Annotated in this window: 12 protein-coding genes; 7 read left to right on the forward strand and 5 right to left on the reverse strand. The window is 61.9% G+C overall.

Annotation, left to right across the window (positions count from 1 at the left end; all coding sequences use genetic code 11):
• Window positions 1–26: 26 nt before the first annotated feature.
• Window positions 27–3,728, reverse strand: coding sequence for a hypothetical protein (locus H6718_01035; protein ID MCB9583946.1), 3,702 nt, complete (start codon window positions 3,726–3,728; stop codon window positions 27–29).
• 11 nt (window positions 3,729–3,739) lie between these two features.
• Window positions 3,740–5,401 (reverse strand): hypothetical protein, encoded by a 1,662-nt coding sequence (locus tag H6718_01040; GenBank protein ID MCB9583947.1) that lies wholly within the window; start codon window positions 5,399–5,401, stop codon window positions 3,740–3,742.
• 976 nt (window positions 5,402–6,377) lie between these two features.
• On the opposite strand from H6718_01040, the gene H6718_01045 reads away from it, so the two are divergent.
• Complete coding sequence (locus H6718_01045; protein MCB9583948.1) at window positions 6,378–7,019, forward strand: hypothetical protein; 642 nt, start codon at window positions 6,378–6,380, stop codon at window positions 7,017–7,019.
• Between the two features lie 125 nt (window positions 7,020–7,144).
• On the forward strand, window positions 7,145–7,510 hold the full coding sequence (locus H6718_01050; protein MCB9583949.1) for a YraN family protein: 366 nt from the start codon (window positions 7,145–7,147) through the stop codon (window positions 7,508–7,510).
• Between the two features lie 87 nt (window positions 7,511–7,597).
• On the opposite strand, the gene H6718_01055 is transcribed toward H6718_01050, so the two are convergent.
• Window positions 7,598–8,359, reverse strand: coding sequence for a HAMP domain-containing protein (locus H6718_01055; protein ID MCB9583950.1), 762 nt, complete (start codon window positions 8,357–8,359; stop codon window positions 7,598–7,600).
• Between the two features lie 218 nt (window positions 8,360–8,577).
• Window positions 8,578–9,393, reverse strand: a complete 816-nt coding sequence (locus H6718_01060) for a HEAT repeat domain-containing protein (GenBank protein ID MCB9583951.1) — start codon at window positions 9,391–9,393, stop codon at window positions 8,578–8,580.
• A gap of 201 nt (window positions 9,394–9,594) precedes the next feature.
• Between H6718_01060 and H6718_01065 the strand changes: the two genes are divergently transcribed.
• The 5 genes from H6718_01065 to H6718_01085 all read left to right on the forward strand — a co-directional run bounded on the left by H6718_01065 (window position 9,595) and on the right by H6718_01085 (window position 15,364).
• On the forward strand, window positions 9,595–9,738 hold the full coding sequence (locus H6718_01065) for a hypothetical protein (GenBank protein ID MCB9583952.1): 144 nt from the start codon (window positions 9,595–9,597) through the stop codon (window positions 9,736–9,738).
• 8 nt (window positions 9,739–9,746) lie between these two features.
• Window positions 9,747–11,528 carry a carboxypeptidase regulatory-like domain-containing protein gene (locus H6718_01070; protein ID MCB9583953.1) on the forward strand — a complete coding sequence of 594 codons (1,782 nt, stop codon included), beginning with the start codon at window positions 9,747–9,749 and terminating at the stop codon, window positions 11,526–11,528.
• Window positions 11,529–11,706: 178 nt separating this feature from the next.
• Window positions 11,707–12,921: a signal recognition particle-docking protein FtsY gene (ftsY, locus tag H6718_01075; GenBank protein MCB9583954.1), complete on the forward strand. Its 1,215-nt coding sequence runs from the start codon at window positions 11,707–11,709 to the stop codon at window positions 12,919–12,921.
• Window positions 12,922–13,447: 526 nt separating this feature from the next.
• Window positions 13,448–14,428, forward strand: a complete 981-nt coding sequence (locus H6718_01080) for an outer membrane beta-barrel domain-containing protein (protein MCB9583955.1) — start codon at window positions 13,448–13,450, stop codon at window positions 14,426–14,428.
• 15 nt (window positions 14,429–14,443) lie between these two features.
• The gene (locus H6718_01085) at window positions 14,444–15,364 is read left to right on the forward strand and encodes a hypothetical protein (protein MCB9583956.1); all 921 of its coding nucleotides are present in this window, start codon (window positions 14,444–14,446) and stop codon (window positions 15,362–15,364) included.
• A 108-nt stretch (window positions 15,365–15,472) separates the two neighbouring features.
• On the opposite strand, the gene H6718_01090 is transcribed toward H6718_01085, so the two are convergent.
• Window positions 15,473–16,915, reverse strand: a complete 1,443-nt coding sequence (locus tag H6718_01090) for a hypothetical protein (protein ID MCB9583957.1) — start codon at window positions 16,913–16,915, stop codon at window positions 15,473–15,475.
• Window positions 16,916–17,097: the final 182 nt, after the last annotated feature.

Genomic DNA, 17,097 nt, shown 5'->3' on the forward strand with positions numbered 1-17,097 from the left:
GACGCTGCTGGCCCAGCCTGTTGACCTCACTCCTTGGAAGCTCCTGGCTTGTCAGCTTCCTCGGTTGCCGGCGGTGCGGTGACGAAGGGCTCACCCCCGATCGAGATCGGATAGGGGCGCTCCTTCAAGGTGCTGTTCACGAGGTTCGGAGAACCGCGGAACTCGTCGATGAGGTGGTACTCGTTCTTGTAGTTGTCAGCGAGCCACTCCTCGCAGGTACGCGAGAACTCGTCGAAGTACTGGTACTTGACCGAGTAGTCGAGGCAGGTGCGGTAGGCACCCTTGGCCATCTGCTTCTGAGGCTCGGAAGCGTCGTCGAGAGCACCGTAGTACGCCGTGCGCAGCTCGTAGTCCTGCTTCATCCAGGTCGGGATGGGTGCCGCGCGGAACTCCTTCACGAAGGTGCCCCACATGTCTCCCACTCGCGAACCGGCAGCGATGACCCACTTCGGCGGGGGGGCGGGAACCAAGTCGATGATCTTCTTGTACTCCGCCGTTGCGTCCTCGATCAGGGGGCGCTTCTTGGTGATCCAGGCCTTGACCTTGGTGTTGATGTGGTCCTTCACCGCCTGGGTGGTGCCAGCGCCCTTGTACTCAGGGAACTTCACCGCTTCGACCTTCGCACGCTTCTTCTCGGCGAAGTAGAACATCGCCTCGCCGACCGCCTCGAGGGCTCGACCGAGCTTACGAGCATCGCCGCCTTCCTTCTGGATTGACTCAGCCGCCTTGGCCGGGTCTTTCCATGTGGCAACGACTTTGCCGTACTCAGTATCGGCGTTGCGACCGCGATTCAGTTCCATGAAGGCGCGGCCCGCAAGAGCATGCGCCTGCACCTTCACGTCGAGGGCTGCCTTGCTGTCGATCAAGCGCATGGCTCCCTGCAGGCGCTTGGCAACCTGGCCCCAGTCCTTCTTTTCCGCGTAGTAAGCAGCAACCGCGAAGGCGACCTGCGCAGCCTGTTCGGCCTTACGTGCCCCGTAGTAGCGGTTGAACTTGTTCGCGTCGTCGATGGCCTGGTCTTCCTGACCAAGTCCCAAGCGAAGCACGACGGCGTCGCTGAGTGCCTGGTCGGCGAACTCGCCCTTGTACTTCGTGTCAGCTGCGTACTTCTCGTAGAAGTCCGCCGCCTTGTCGTACACAGCGATAGCCTGGTAGTTGCCGCCTATCTCGTAGGTGGCCTTCTGTGCGAGGTCGGTCTTGTTCATCCCGTAGCGCGGGTTGAGCAAGATCAAGCGAGCCTGAATCGACTTCGCCAACAGACGACCTGCCTGATAGGCCTTCGCCATGTTGTAGACGATCTCGTCCATCTGGCCGCACTGCGACTTCTGCCCGTCCTCTAGCTGCTTCTCACCGTAGGTGCGCCACAGCTCCAGGTAGGCGTCGCCGCCTTCCTTGTAGAGTTCGAGAGACTTACCCACGTCGCCCTTGCTCTGAGTCGAGTCCGCCAGTTCGACGGTCTTCTGAGCCTTGAGGCGCTGGATATCGCACTGGATGCGATTGAGGGTCTCGCACTGCTCCGCGTTGTCTTCAGCCTTCTTGCCGGAACAGAACGACTCGATGAACAGCGGAACGTCGGAGCCCATCGCGTCGAAGCACGAGGGACGCGGCGGATCTGCCTTGGCACCAAGCACGTTCACCGACTCGAGGTAGAGCTGAGCAGCGAACACTGATGACTCGTGATCCGCGTGGTTGATCGCGATGTCACGGAACGCCAGCGCTGCTTCCTCCCAGTGCTGAGACTCGAAGTAGGTACGAGCGCGGGCAAACTTGACGTCGACGTAGTTGTCGTACGCCTTGGCGTCACCCTTCGGTGGCTTGACGTAGCAGACGTAGCGATTGAAGGCGGTGACCATACCCTTCTGGGTCTCGGTGAACTCCTTCGGCTTCAGCTTCTCCCACTCGCTCTTGTCCTTGTCCTTGTCGGCAGTGCCGCCCTTCGGACCGAGACCCTTGCCCTTGCGGTCTGCGTCGCCCTTGTAAATCTGGTCGTACATCTTCTGGTAGCAGAGCACCGAAGCGAACGCGGCTTCTGCCGCATCGGGTCCGGTGGGGTTCTCTGCAACCACCGCGTCGAACGCAGGGCCACACTTGTCCCAGCGCTCCTGGAAGTAGAGCAAGTCCGCCATCGCGTACTTGATCTTGTACAGGTTCGGCCAGTCCTCCTTCACGATGCGCGGGAACTCGAACTTGGAGAACTCCTGCGAGGTGAAGTTGTCGGCGATCTTCTGGTAGAGGTACGCCGCAAGGTCCATCGTCTTCTTGTCGCCAGTACCACGCACGCCGCCGGAACCGACGGCTTCGAGGTGCCAGGACATCGCAGTTTCCGCGAGGAGACCAGCGGTGACGTTGGAGCACTCGAGCTTCGACTTGTCGCTATGGCTCTCCTTGACGTAGCCATTGCGCACCGTCAGCTGGCGATCCAGCTCCTTCTTGACGGAGTCCTTGTCCTTGCCGCTCAGCGCCATGACGGCACCGGTGATCTGTCCCTGGTAGAAGCACAGACGGTCACCCTTGTCGCGGCTCATCAAGTCTTTGTAGAGCGTGATTGCCTCGCGGTAATGACCGGTATCGAGGTACGCCAAGCCGAGCTCGTTGAGCATCTCGATGGTCTTGGTGTTCTCGCCGGCACCGTCACCGCTCAACCCCTTGAAGAAGTTGTAGGCGGTCTCCGGACGACCGCTCGCTGCGTAGACAGGGATCATGTCGCGGCGGGCGGACTTCGAGAGCTGCTTTGCGTTCGGGAGGCTGGCGTACTTGTCGCCGTACTGGATGACCTCCTTGAACTCCTGCAACGCCTTCGCGTACTCGCCCTGGTTCCAGTACACGTAGCCCAGCTTGTAGTGGGCGTAGCCGAACACCTTGTTGGTGGGCGGCGGGTACTCGGTCACCTTGCGGTACGACTGCTCCGCAAGCTCCCAAGCGCTCGGATCGGCTTGGGCCTCGAGGAAGAACAACTCACCGAAGGCCAAGTAGGCGTTCGGGATGTAGGGCGACTTGGGAGCCTTCTGGATCAGCTCGTAGTACACCGCACGGGCGTTCTTCAGGTCCTTCGCCTGCTCGTACTCGTAAGCGAGGTAGTAGAGCACCTCGTCGATCTTCGAGTAGCTCGGGTAGGCTGTCTTCATCAGCTTGTAGTAAGCGATGGCCTTTTTCCGCGCGGCATCGACGATCTTGCGAGCCTGGGCAGCTTCCTTGCGCGCCTTGTTGATTGCGGCGACCTTGCCCTTGCTTCGGCTGGACTTGAGGTCCTGAGCCTTGACCTCCGCCTCGATCTTGTCGCGGTTCGCCGCGCTCTCGAGCTCGACGTACGCTTCCGCGAGGCGACGGATCAGCTGGGGACGGTCAGGAGAACGCTTGCCCGTGCGCTTGAACAAGCGCTCGAGACCCTGGATCTCCGTGATGAGCAGGGCTCGGCCGCGCGCTTGTAGACGCGTCTTACGTGCGTCGCGCTGACCAGCCGCCATCTCCGTGTCCGGATTCTTCGGCTTGGCGTCTTTTTGCGCGTTCACTTCGCGCGGCGGAGGCGCGCTCTTGAACGCGGTACCGCGCTTCTGCTTGATTTCGAACGTCTTAGGCCCGCCAGGGCAAGCGTTGACTGCCTTCTCCGCCTCGGGGGCGACGCAGGAATTCGGCATCGGCTTTGCCGACTGCGCAGCCGAGCCACTGGCGCTGCTAAGCAGCAACCCCAGCAGCGCGGCCAGAACGGGAACGACTCGTGAAGAGTTCATGAGTTACCTTCTTACCTCCCACACGCGGACTCAACGACCTGGCGATAGAAGCCAAGCTCGTCGCGCCAATACTCACCGTCGAATGGCCAGAGGACGTGCTCCTCATCTGGCTTAACAACGCCGAAGATCTTCGCGTCCGCCTTCGACACCTGCCCACCCTTGAGCTTTTCGTCGAGCTTGTTGCGGAGCGCGTTCGTGATGTCGATGAGGATCTTCTCACCGTTACGAAGATGCTCGTCGAGCTCGTCCAGGTTACGCTGGTAGCGCTCCATGGCGAGTTCGCCTGCATTCTTCACCGCCTGCTGACGGGCGAACTTGACGACGTCCTGAACCTGCTGTCCGAGCTTGGAGCTCTTGAAGCTCGGCGGTGCCTGGCCGTAGCGAGAAAGCTCGTCGTCCAGCACACGCACGTACTGGATGTTGCGGAGCAGCGAGCGGTCGCTCAGCGCGTTCTTCACGATCGGCTGAATCTTCGGGCTCAGGTCTGCCTTGTCGTCCTGCACCTGCTTCAGAAACTTGAAGAAGGGCTCTTCTTGGTTCGGACCCTTGAAACGCTTCAGGGTCTTGTCCAGCTCGTCCTTGATGGGCTGGTACTTCTTGTTGAATCTCGCGACGATCGTCGTCGCACCCTCGTAGTTGCAGTTGGCGAAGTAAATGACCGCCTTGAGGATGTCCGCCTCCGGATAGAAGGAGTTCGGGAAGTACGGCGACTGGATCGTATGGATGTTGCCGAGGGCGCGCGGGTAGTCACCGGCCATGAAGTAGGCCCAGGACTGCTCGAACAGTGCGTCGAGCCAGTACTCACTGGAGGTCTCGATCAAGTTCCAGTACTTCACCGCCGCGCTCAGCTTGGTGCTGTTGACCGACGGGGTGTTGGTCTCAGCGTCGAGCTTGATGGATGCAGAGTAGTAGGTACGCGCCATCGACAGGTACGCCAGGTCGCGCATACGCGTCTCGTCCTCGACGCCCGCTGCACCGTCGTCGATTGCCTTCTCGACGCGCTGGAAGGACTTCACCGCGGGCACCGACTTGCGGAGCTGCACGTACGAGACGCCGCTGAAGAACTGCGACTTCACGTAGTACTCGCTGGTTGGATCCACCTTCTGGAACAGGCTGATCGCCTCAGCGAACTGGCGGTTGCGGTACTTGTAGCGGCCCAACATGTAGTTGAGCTGCCAGTACAGGTCGCGCTGCTGCGGGTTGTTGAAGCGCTCGAGCTCGGCGTTCGAGTACTTACCAACGCGCTCGATGATGTCCGCGGGCTCAGGTAGCTGCGTCGCTAGCTTCGCGAGCCAGAGCAGCGTCTCCTTGAACTTGAGGTGCGTCTTCTTGTCGGCGATCAAGCTGAAGATTGCGTAGCTCGACTGATAGAACTTCAGTCGGTACAGCGAAATCGCCAGGTAGTACTCGCCCAGCTCCCGGTTGCCCGGATCGTCGCCCGTCTCGCCATTCCATACGCGAAAGAGCGCGAGTGCCGCTTCGCTCCAGCGCTCCTTGTCGAACAGCTTCTTCGCCTGCGCTGCCTCTTCCGTCATCTGCCCAGCGACGGCGGGTCCAGTAGGCGCCTGTTCGCCACCTTCTTCATCGAGGTCGATGTCGACGTCGCCGTCTTTCTTGCCGGCCTTGGCGTCCTTCTTCTTGTCCTTGGCAGGAGTATCCTCATCCAGGTCGATGACCTCCTGCGCTCGCGCGTCGGAGCTGTAGACGCTACCGAACAAAAACACGGAGCTGAGAATGCAGGCTGCGGCAAAGCGCTTTCTCGACATCGGTCCTCTTTTCTTGAGTGGGCTGAGCACGCGCGTTCGATTGGGGGGAGCGGGACGACAGATCGCGACGTGCGAGCTGCGTTTGACCAGGTGCAATCGCCTAGGATTGCCCTAGAAAACTCTCATTCTGTCGCTGGCACCTGGAGCGCTTTCCCCCTCGGCGCCAAAAACGTAATGAGAATCAATAGATACCGGACGCGGCGTGGGCGATGTTAGAAAGGGGCGCCAAGCGTTGTCAAGCGCCTCCCCTTGCCCATCATCCCCAAAGTTTCCGGCTTCTATCTGCGTTTGATTAATCCTCTCACGCAGTAACAATCCCCCGACCGAATGCTTGGGTTTGGGGGGGAGGAGAAACGTCGTGACGACGTCCTCAATCGGGTGCGACGTGCGGCTGAGTTACCGCGCGGTGTCACCTCGCGCGCCAAACAAACCGCACCGTCCAACGAACTCGAGTGCAAGAGCGCTCAACTCGGCGTGTAGCGGCGACCCATCCATCATCCACCAGCACTCCAAGCGGTTGCTGGATGGTAGTGTCAGAGCAACCTTCCGAGGGCACTGTTTCGGAGCTGACCTCGCCGCCACAGCGCGTGCGTTTGCAGCCATAAACCCGCGTGCTCACACAGGAGCCAGGCTTTGAGACTACCATCATTCGGATTGACCTTTTGCTCACCACTCGACTAGCGTACGCGCCGAACACGAAGCCTCGAACGGGCGTGAGTTGCCCACCACGCTGACCCAAACGGGGCCCAGGTTCAGCTGATCCCAAACGGTTGTGCTCTAGCTTGGAGTCCTCTTTACCTGTTCCAATGACATGCCTCCCCCGAGAGGCGCGAATGGGTGAGACTCCGACGCTCTGAAGACGCGAAAGCAGGCGGAACACACGATGAAGACCATCTCCTCAGAATCTCGGCAGCGCAGTGGCTTGTTCATGCTGGCTATCGCCGCCCTCGGCTTCGTCGCCATGGGCTGTGAGAGCGGCGGCGTCGGTGACCCGTGCATTCCCGAGGACGAGTACAACCCGAACTTCGCCAGTTTCTCGAGCGAAGAGGTGAACGTCGAGAGCCGCTCGTTCCAGTGCGAGACCCGCGTTTGCCTCGTGAACAAGTTCCAGGGTCGCGTGAGCTGTCCGTACGGATCACCTGGCCTGCCCGACGGCGTAGCCCCCGCCGATGCGAATGCTGAGCAGATCAAGAACCTCTGCTCGATCCCTGGCACCGATCCAGGAAGCGGCTCTGTGCAGGACAAGGTCACCGCCGCGGTGACTGGCCAGCTGGTGGATCGCCGCGAAGACCGGGCGGTCTATTGCTCCTGCCGCTGCGCGAATGCCCAAGGCAACAAGGACGACGGAGCCACCTACTGCGACTGCCCCAGCGGCTTTAGCTGCGAGAAGCTGGTCGACGACGTGGGTCTGGGCGGTACGCAGCTCGCCGGTTCCTACTGCGTGAAGGAAGGCACCAACCAGGTCGGAACCGGAGCAACTTGCTCGGATACCCTGCAGAACTGCGACGCGAAGTACGACTACTGAGTCGTAGCAACGCTGCTCTGCAGCCCCGTCGAGCGCAACGCCCAGCCTTTTGGCTGGGCGTTCTGCGTTTGTGCGCGATCACCGCACTTCATGCAACTCGAGTCGCAGCCGTCCGACACCCTCAGGTGGAACGTCGGGACACGTTGTTGTGGCAAGAGGCGGAGCGCCTGGTGGCGGACTACCTTGAGCGCGTTGGGTTTCAGATCGTAGCCACGAACCTTCGCGTAGGACGCCTCGAGATCGACATCGTCGCGCGGCGCCGCGAGCTCATCGTCGTGGTTGAGGTTCGCACCCGCGGGGAAACGGCGTGGACTCGCGCCTTGGCCTCGATTGACTGGAAGAAGCGTGAGCGCGTCCGCAGAGCCGGGCAGCGACTCTGGGGTAGACGCTACCGTATGGATCCAAGCGCAGAGCGCCTGCGCTTCGACGTCGCGAGCGTTACCTTTGGCGTCGCGGGGGCCCAGATTGAGTATGTCCCTGCGGCGTTCTGAGGGAGCCCCCTCACCCCCAAAAGAAGAAGACCCCGGAGCACTTCGTCGTGTTCCGAGGTCTTGAGGTGAGGAGCCTCGGTAGAGCTCTCAGCCGAGGGCGTCCTGCATCTCCTTGCGGAGGTCTTCGAGGGGCTTGAGATCCTCGTCAGAGGCCTTGCCACGCAGGCTTTCGAGCGCCTCATCGAGCATCGCGATCTCCCCCTCTTGCCGCTTGCGCAGGTCGCGCACCATGTCGGCGAAGGTCTCGAAGAAGTGCACGAGTTCGTCGCCTTTCCGCAGGGCACTGGGGACCTTGAGGTGGCCCTCCCCAACTTCCCGCAGGTGACGCTTCATCTTGAAGATCGGGCCCGCCACGCGGTGAGTCACGATGATACCGGCGAGACCGATCAAGAGCACCAGGGCGATCAACACACCACCCAGCGCCCACGCCATCGTGCTGCGCTGCTGGGCGAGCTGCGTCGACTGTTCCTTTAGCCGGGACGCTTGCGCTTCAAGGTCCGCCTGCTGCTGATTCAGGCGTTCGTCTTGCTTCTTTGCATCCTCGTCGAAGGCATCGCGAAGGGCCGGGTTGTCCTTGTAGTCCGGGTCCTTCACGATGTTCATCTTGACGACCTGGCTGACCTTCTTGCTCTCGTCGACCACGTCGCGCCCGCGCTTGACCACCTCTTCACCGAGGGAAACGCTCTTCTGGCTCTGGCTGATCACCGCGTCGCTGGTGCGCCACAGGATGATGCCCAGCGCTGCTGATAGCGCGATCGCGATCAGCACCAGATAACCGGTGTATTTCAGCTGGAAATGCGGATCCAGCAGGTAGTTCTTGAAGCTTCGTTGGTGGCGACCGCCGGACATGCTGACTCCTCGTCCCGCTCACATGCGGGCATGGTGAGTACCAAGCTACAACTCGGCAGCGAATAGCGTACGGGTAGTCCGCCCGAGCGAGCAACTAAGCTTTCGTCAAAGCCGCCCGGGCTCCCGCTCTACACGCCCGCCTCATAGAAGGAGTTGTGTAAGCGTTACAGGGAAACCCGATGGCATGCTTCGACGCACCTCCGTGTTTCCACGCGGGGCTACTTGAAACGATCCGCGTTGTCCGCGAACTTTTCCGCAGCGCTGCGTCCTGCCTCACCCAAGAGTTCTTTTTGGGCTCCCTTGTCGCTCTCCTCGACATCGGGGAAGCCGACAGTGACGCTAAAGCTGCCCTTCAACGCCTTGTTTGGATAGGTGAAGACGCTAACCGAGAGCTTCACCTTCATGGTCCCGCCTGAGTAGGTGAGCTTCGCCTTGGCCATCAGATAGAAGCCGTCAACGCCCTTGTGCTTGGCCAGCAGCTTCTTCGCGTCGCTCAGCTTTTCGCCGGACGGCGCGACGGCAAAGCCACTCAACTTGGCGAGCTTTTTGACCAAGCCGCTGCGGACCTCCGTCTCCACCAGGTCGTCGGAGACGTCGCTGCTGTTCTTGATTTCGAGGGCTACGTAGAACTTCGTATCCGCGGTGATTTCGCCGCCGCCCTTCTTCAGCGCCTTCTTGATCTTCTTGATCGACTTCTTGATCACCGACTTCACCGAGGAGGAGCTCTCCTTCTTCAGTCGGTCTTCAAGGCACTCCACGCCACCCTTCTTGAGCTTGCCCAAGGCAGCTGCCGCCGCCGCTCGGACCGTGGTGTTGTCGTCGTCCAACCCACCACACAGGGGGTCGATGGCACGCTTGTCTTTGGTCGCACCCAGCGCCAGCGCAGCCTGCGTGCGAACGCGAAAGTCATCGCTTCCCTTCAACTGCTGAGCGAGCCGATCGACCTTGTCTTCGGCAAACGCGTGCGAGCTCGTGGTCAGCACCAACGAGAGGCACAAGAGCCAAGGCCACACTCGGGCGAACCACGAAGTCATTCCCCTCGAGAGTATCACGCCACCCCTCACCTTGGATCCTCGACATGAGCACGCGTACGCGGCGGCGTTTGACTACTTTTCCGCACCAGCCGCTCAGCCGTCCGCTCCCAGCGGCTGTGTTCCCAACAGCTGTGTTCCCAATCACGGCAGAGCAGCGAATGCGCGGAAACGGACCTGGACACGGAGTCGCAGAGTCCTGACATGAATGAGCACGAGCTGGGGAGGGAGTCAGGCATCAGTCGGACCAGTGGGGAACGCGGCGGCTGGTTCTGGTTGGACGACCCATCCGGTCATGTGTTCAAGGCGAAGCAGTGGATGTGCTTGAGCTCGGCCGCTTTGGTGTAGGCTGAGTCGTGCACAGCGAGTCCAAAATCCCGGTGACCTCGAGCGTCCAGAGCCGACGTCGGGCGCTCGCTGGCCCACGCAGAGACGTCGTCCTCGCGTGGTGGCTGGGTGTAGTCACTTGCTTGGTGTGTTGCCTCGCACCCAGGCCTGCACACGCGGTGAAGGTGCGTATCCGTGGGACCGCCTCGCTCGAAGCTCGGCTGATCCCGACGGAATCTGGCGTTGAACTGAGATCGCGCCTCACTGACGACACGGGCCGACCGATCGGGAAGGCGCATGTCCGCCTGCGGCTGAGCCCCGCGCAGCCCAAATTACCCGCGGCAACCGTCTGCGGAAACACTCCCCTCACGGCGCTTCATCGTTCCCTCGGCGAGTTCATCCTCGACAGCTCCGCGGAAGGCACTTTTTGCCTGCGAATTGTCGAGTTGAGTGACGACGCCAAGCTCCAGCTTACCTTCGACGGAGATGCTGACTACGACTCGCTGACCAAGCAAATCGAGATAGACAAGTCACGCACTCCCCTCGCCCTGCGCTTTCAGCCGATGCCGGCGACGCTGGCGCTCGAGCGCGAACAGCACTCGGTGTGGGTGGCTACCCGTTCCGACACGGATCTGGGTCTCGAACCTCAAAAAGCACAACTCAATCTTTTCCTCAAGGAATTTTCTGGGGAGGAGAGTCGCCTCGGGCAGGTGACCGTCAGCGTCGGGCAACGAGCGCAGTTCCTGGTGCCGACGGCGAGCCTAGGAGCGCCCGGTGCGGCTCAACTGATCGCGAGGTTCCCTGGAACGCGCGCGCTATCGCCGGCCGAAACCGAAGCGCCAGTCTTGCGCACCACCCAGGTTACGTTGAGCCTCGATGAAGCGCCGACCTCTGACACGGCTCGCGGAAGGCCGCTCGATCTGGCAGTCATGTCAACCGTCGGCCCAGTTCCGTCGGGAAGTGTCGAAGCGATCTATGACGGCCGTTCGATTGGTACCACACCCGTTCGGGATGGGCGTGCCTCCTTGGTGCTAGAGCTCGAGGGAGACGGAGGACCGGCACACTTGACGCTGCGGTTCCTGCCAAGCTCACCCGCGTGGGTCTCCTCGGGGAACCTCGAAATCGAGGTCCCTGTGCCTCCGCCGAGTCCCTGGGGGCGCATCGCGCTGATCACTGGCGCGCTGTTGATCACGGCTTGGCTGGTTCGCGCCTGGTATCGCCCCGGGCGCCATGAGACGAAGGAAACGGACGAGCGCAGGAGTATTCCGAGCGGCAAACCAGCGGTGGAGTTGCTTGAGCCTGCGGGGGCAGACGGGGGCTGGAGGGGCCGCGTCAGCGACGCGCACGAGGGGACGCCTGTCTCTGGAGCGACCATCACGTTGCTGATCCCGGCGTTCTCCTCTGACGGCGTGGCCGCACGCGCCACCACGGGTACAGACGGTCGCTTCGAATTGCAGCATGTGGACTTCGCCACGGCCGAAGGTTCGCGATTCAGAATCGAAGCGCCATGGCACAGCACCCTCGAGCGTCCGGTGCCCCGACCCGGGGCGATCGCGATTTCGATGGTCTCTCGAAGAAGGGCCTTGCTCGATCGTTTGGTGCAATGGACGGGACGCAAGGGACGGCCCTGGTCGTCGGATGGAGGTGCGACGCCAGGTCACGTGGCGAGTGTGGCGAAATCGAAGGGCCAAGCGGATGTCGCCGAGTGGGCCGCGGAGATCGAACGAGCCGCCTATGGGCCGATCGCGCCCGACGCTGACGCCGAACAGCGCATCGGCGAGCAGCAGCCCGGGCGTGCCGAAGCCGATTAGAGCCGCTCTTAGCGGTAATGAGCCGATAGAAAGCGGCGAAAGCGCCAGTTTGGCTTGCAGTCGTTGACGCCTCTGAACGCCGCTCCCTATAGTCCGCGGCGCCAGCGAATTCGGGACCCTCCGGTCTCGGACCATCGCCCGCTGAAAGCCAATGATCTACGTCATTATCGCAGTCGTCATCATTGCCGTCGTCGCCTTCTTCTTGATGAACAAGAAGGGCGAGCCGCAGGTTCCCGCGGCCCCGCAGCCACAGAAGCTGCCGGAGAAGGCACCCACCAAGTCGAAGCCTGCCGCGAAGGCCAAGCCTCCGGAGCCGGAGGACGACGAGGACGACGAAGAAGAAGAGGCTCCTCCCCCGAAGGCGAAGGCCGAAGCGCCGAAGCCCGAGCCCGAACCAGAACCTGAGCCGGAAGAGGAGGAACCCGTTGCTAGCGGCGATGGGCGTCCTTCCCTCACCTCGCGCCACGATATCAAGAGCCTCCGCAAGGGTCTCGCCAAGAGCCGTGAGAGCGAAGGTTTCTTCGGCCGGCTGAAGTCCCTCGTCACTGGGCGCAAGGAAATCGATGCGTCGATCGCCGAGGAAATCGAAGAAATCCTGCTGACGAGCGACGTCGGTGTGAAGACCACCGAGGCGTTACTCGAACGCATCAAGGATGGGCTGTCCAAGGGCGAGCTGAAGGACCCAGATGCGGTCTGGGACGCACTCCGCACGGAAGCGCTGCAGATCCTCGAGGCGGGTGACCCCGGCGCGTTCAAGATGATCGGGGCGCCAACGGTGGTGCTGCTGGTCGGCGTGAACGGCGCGGGAAAGACCACGACCATTGGTAAGCTCGCTACCCGGCTCTCGGCCGAGGGCAAGACGTGCGTGCTGGCGGCGGGAGACACGTTCCGCGCGGCGGCGGTGCAGCAGCTGATCGTCTGGGGTCAGCGCGTCGGTTGCGAAGTCGTCCGCGGGAAGGACGGCGCCGACCCAGGCAGCGTGATCTTCGACGCCGTGGAGAAGGCGAAAGAGCTGGGGGCGGACATCGTGCTCGCTGACACCGCTGGACGCCTCCACACCAAGACCAACCTGATGGTTGAGATGAAGAAGATCGCCAAGACAGCAGCAAAGGCCCTGGACGGCGCACCTCATGAGGTGCTGCTGGTGCTCGACTCGACGAACGGGCAGAACGCCCTCGCCCAGGCAAAAGAGTTCAAAGAAGCGCTGGACTTGACCGGTCTAGTTCTGACTAAACTCGACGGAACCGCCAAAGGCGGGATGATCTTGGGCATCTGCGACGAACTGAAGTTGCCGGTGCGTTTCGTTGGGCTCGGTGAACGACCTGACGACCTTCATGACTTTGTCCCTGCGGACTTCGTAGAAGCCCTGCTTGGCAGGGAGGAATCGAACTGATCGCTTCCCAGGCGTCTCGGTGCGGTTCTCTGAACGAGACAACTAGTCCCCCAACCCCAGAAGCCGGCGGTCCACTGCGTCGTCAGTCCGTGCCTAATGGCTTCCGTTCCTCGAATTTCCGCGCGCTACCCGAGCGGAAAGTTGGCTCTTCGAGGAACGCAATGTTCAGGACGCCGCTAATCGGCGCCATCCCTGAAGACTGGGAAGCTTCAGGATCTTCACGGAAATGAAACGAGCGTCGGCGATTCGGCGCGGAAACCAACAGACAGCTTGGGTCACCTCAGAGACCATCGGTTCAGCACAAGGTAAGTACGGCGGGTTGGTGCACCGCGGAAGCGATCCACCAACACTGTCAACCGACACCCTGGGCTGAGTTTTAGTGTGGATTCAACTTGGATATTGATCGCGCGAAATCCTGCGTGATATAGTCGCCCGGCACTTGCGACTGGCGGATTTCGTCAATCTTTTCACGCAGTTGCGCGACTTCAGTAGCGATGGTCCCTGAGGAGAGCGGAAGAGGCATCGGATGAAAAAACGTCCCATCGGGCTCCTCGTAGCAGCGGCGCTCTGCTTGTGTCCGGCCGGCGCATTCGCCCAGAAAAAGGGCGATGCGGAGGCTGCGGCACCCGCAGACGGGGAGGAAGCCGCCGCTGGCGAAGGAGAAGGCGGCGAGGCAGCTGAGGGTGAAGGCGAAGTCCCTGAAGGCGAATTGCCTGAGGGGGAGGTTCCCGGCGGCGACATCGGCGGCGAGGGACTGGGAGACATCTGCGAGATCGATCCCGCTGCCTGCCCCAAGCTCGACTTCGACAAGGAAGCAGCCAAGGATCTGAACGAACAGATCTACGCCGTGCAGCAGCTTTACGCGCTGCGCGTGCGACGTGTCGAGCTCCAGCCCTACTGGGCGACGAGCTTGAACGATCAGTTCGTAAACCACCCTGGCCCGGGCCTGGCGCTCAACTACTACATCACCAACGTGCTCGCGGTCGGAGCCAACTTCAACTACTACCGACCCTTCAACGCTGACAGCTCGTTCAACGCCCAGGTGCGTCGCGCTGCTCGCGTTGGTGTGCCGCTGAGTGAGTACGACTGGGGTGCGGCGCTGAACTTCACGTACGTGCCTGCGTACGGCAAGTTCGCCGGCTTCGGTGACTTCATCTTCCACTACGACGCGTACGTGGTGGGCGGTGTGGGAGCCATCAGCACCCGACCCATCCCGGTTATCGACCCGGACAACCGAACGTTCGATTTCGAACCCAAGTTGGCGTTCAACGCCGGCATCGGTTTCCGCGTGTTCTTCACTCGTTGGTTCGCGGCCATCCTGGAGGTGCGCGACTACATCTTCAGCGATCGCTTGGAGAACGACGACACGTCCGTGTTGGCGGCTCCGAACGACCCGCTCAACAAGGACAACTGGTACGGCGACAACTCGCTGACCAACGCTGTTCAGGCCCAGCTAGGGGTTGCCATTTTCTTGCCGTTCTCCTTCGAGTACCGGCTGCCGAAGTAGTCGAGGTCTGCACCCATGCGAAAGACGACGAAGAAAACGATGCGCCGGCTACTCGTAGGTTTGACGGCCGGCCTCGCCCTCGCGGCGGTGGGCGAGCAGACTGCTAGCGCCCAGGAAATTCTGCTGACTGGTCCGCTCGCGGGCGCTCCTGCCGTGCGGAAACTGCGACTGTACCGTGAAGGTCGTATCGAGGTGGCCCCGGCCATCTCCTTTACGCTCCTCGACGAGTACCAGCGCACGATGCTCTTCGGGGCGCGCATCAACTACAACTTCACCGACTGGCTCGCGCTAGGCGTGTGGGGTGGGTTTGGTGGCCTCAAGCTCAACACCGGGCTGACGGATCGCGTCCAGGACGTGAACGCCGAGCGTCGCACTCAAGAGCAGGCACGAACCGACGCGGGCCTCGGTCCGTCGGTCAGCCGGCGCCTGACGGCGACCAATATGGGGCCGAAGTTCGAAGACCAGATCGGCACCATCGACTGGATCGCCGCTCCCCAGATCACTGCGGTTCCCTTCCGCGGTAAGCTGGCGCTGTTCCAGAACATCTACCTCGACACGGACCTGTACTTCTTCGCTGGCCCCGCCTTCATCGGGGTGAGCGAACGCAAGGAGTGCGATCCCGACGCAGGAACGCCGTGCCAGGGAAGCAACCTGGACGACAAGACGCCTTATGAGCGTGAGAGCCGAGTGGCGATCGCACCGACCTTCGGTCTGGGCTTCACGTTCTACGTCAACAAGTGGAACGCAATCGGGTTCGAGTGGCGTGGTATTCCCTTCGCTCGTAACACCGGTGGCTTCGACAACCACGGCGGTGGTCCGGACTCGAAGTTCCCCGATCAGAAGGTCAACGCGGACGATCGCGACTTCAAGTTCAACCAGATGCTGACCCTCAGCTACAACTTCTACTTCCCGCAGCAGTACCGCGTCAGCGAGTAGCCCGGCGGCGTAGAACAACGCACCAAGCGCCCTTGGCTTTGCCAAGGGCGCTCGTGTTTTGTGCGCCCACCATTCGTGCGCGATGTCCCAGAACGCGCTTGGCGGCAGCTAGAGGCAGACGCCAAGTACTCCGTCTTCGTCGGCTTGCACGCACTGCTCGAAAGTCCCGCAGTCGTCTCCCGCTAGTCGGCAGAGGGCGTGACAGGTGTAGCTAGCCCCGCTGTCGGTTGACACACAGCCGCCGGTCGCACGATCACCGCTTGGAGCACAGAAGCCTGTTGCTGTGCACTGAGCTCCGAGCGGCGTGCTTTCCACCGAAACGGCTACACAGACGCCTGAGTAGACGCAGCGGTCTCCAGCGTTTGGACAGTTGCCCGGACCATTCCAGAAGTCACACAGGTGGCTGCAGGTTCCGTCAACGCACGCCAATCCCGGAGCGCAGTCTTGCCCGGGAAACGCCGACGTGCAGCTGGTGCCTGCGGCGCCCGAACCTGCGGGCACACAGACTCCGGAGCCATCGATTCTGGGAAAGCAGGAGTTGTTCGGCGGGCACTCATTGCCGCCCACCGTGCACTGGCGGTAGCAACCGCCGCTCGCCGAGCATGCTTCTCCGGCATCGCAGCTTCCTGCTGTGCAGGCAGCCGTGCACTGGAGGGTGACGGGGTCGCACACGTCGGGAGAGCAGTCAGCGTTCCGCCAGCAGCTGCCAGCACCCGAGCCCCCAGACCCGCTGCCTGAGCTCGCGCCGCTCCCTCCCCCACCCCCAGCGGAGCTGCCGCCTTGGGCTGAGCCGCCGCTCGCGGCGGAGCCGGCGTTGCCGCCGATGGCCGTGGACCCGGCGCTGCCTGCATTCCCTCCGGCGCCCTGACCGGCGCTGCCGCCATTCCCACCCGAAGCGAACTCGCAGCGCGGAGCCGCAGGAACACTGCCAGGGTCGGTCAACACGCCGAACACGCAGGCTAGCGTTTCCTCGGGGATTGCCTGACGTGCGATCACTTGCTGCGCGCAGTTGAGGAACGTCGCTGAGCAGGTCAGGCCTGACGCACACTCCTCCGCAACCTGATTCGCTAGTGCATCGCCGAACGGTAGAAACGCCAGCCCGATCCGCGCGTCGCCGCTGCCACCACTCGCCTCGCTACTGAAGAACAGCTCTTCGCAATGTGGCGCGCCCAAGGCGCACTTCTCGCAGAACTTCTGAGCCAAATCTCGATGGGCCTGAGTCGGTGTGAGCGCTGCGGCTCCCTTTGGCAAACAGGCGAAGGGCGATTCGCCAGCGCGAATGCACTGCTCCGTCGACGTCAGGAAATCGTCGGAGACGATCGACGCCACCGCAGCACAATCAGTGACCAGCGCCTCATCACACGGAGTAGTCGCCCCGCATTGATCGAGGTAGGCCCGAGCGGCAGAACACATTCGCTCGGCCGGCGTTTGCTGGTCCGAGGACGTACCGTCGCTTCCGCACGAAACCAACATTCCCAAGAACGCAAGGGCGCCAAAAGAGGCGCGCACAACCGTTTGGCGGACAATCCCATGACTAAGTCGTCGCTTCATGCGGCGGAACCTAGCGGCAACCCGAACAGCCTCACCTGAATTTTCACATGGCAATGCTCGCTTTCAAGACCGATCGCAACCGACCGTTGCGTCGTGCTCGCTGGTCACGGTTTCGCGCCCCACCCACCGCACGGTGGAGCCCAACTCTTGCACCCCCGGTTTCCGCGGCATTTCCAACTATT

The sequence above is a fragment of the Polyangiaceae bacterium genome (genome assembly GCA_020633205.1).
GTDB lineage: Bacteria > Myxococcota_A > Polyangia > Polyangiales > Polyangiaceae > JAHBVY01.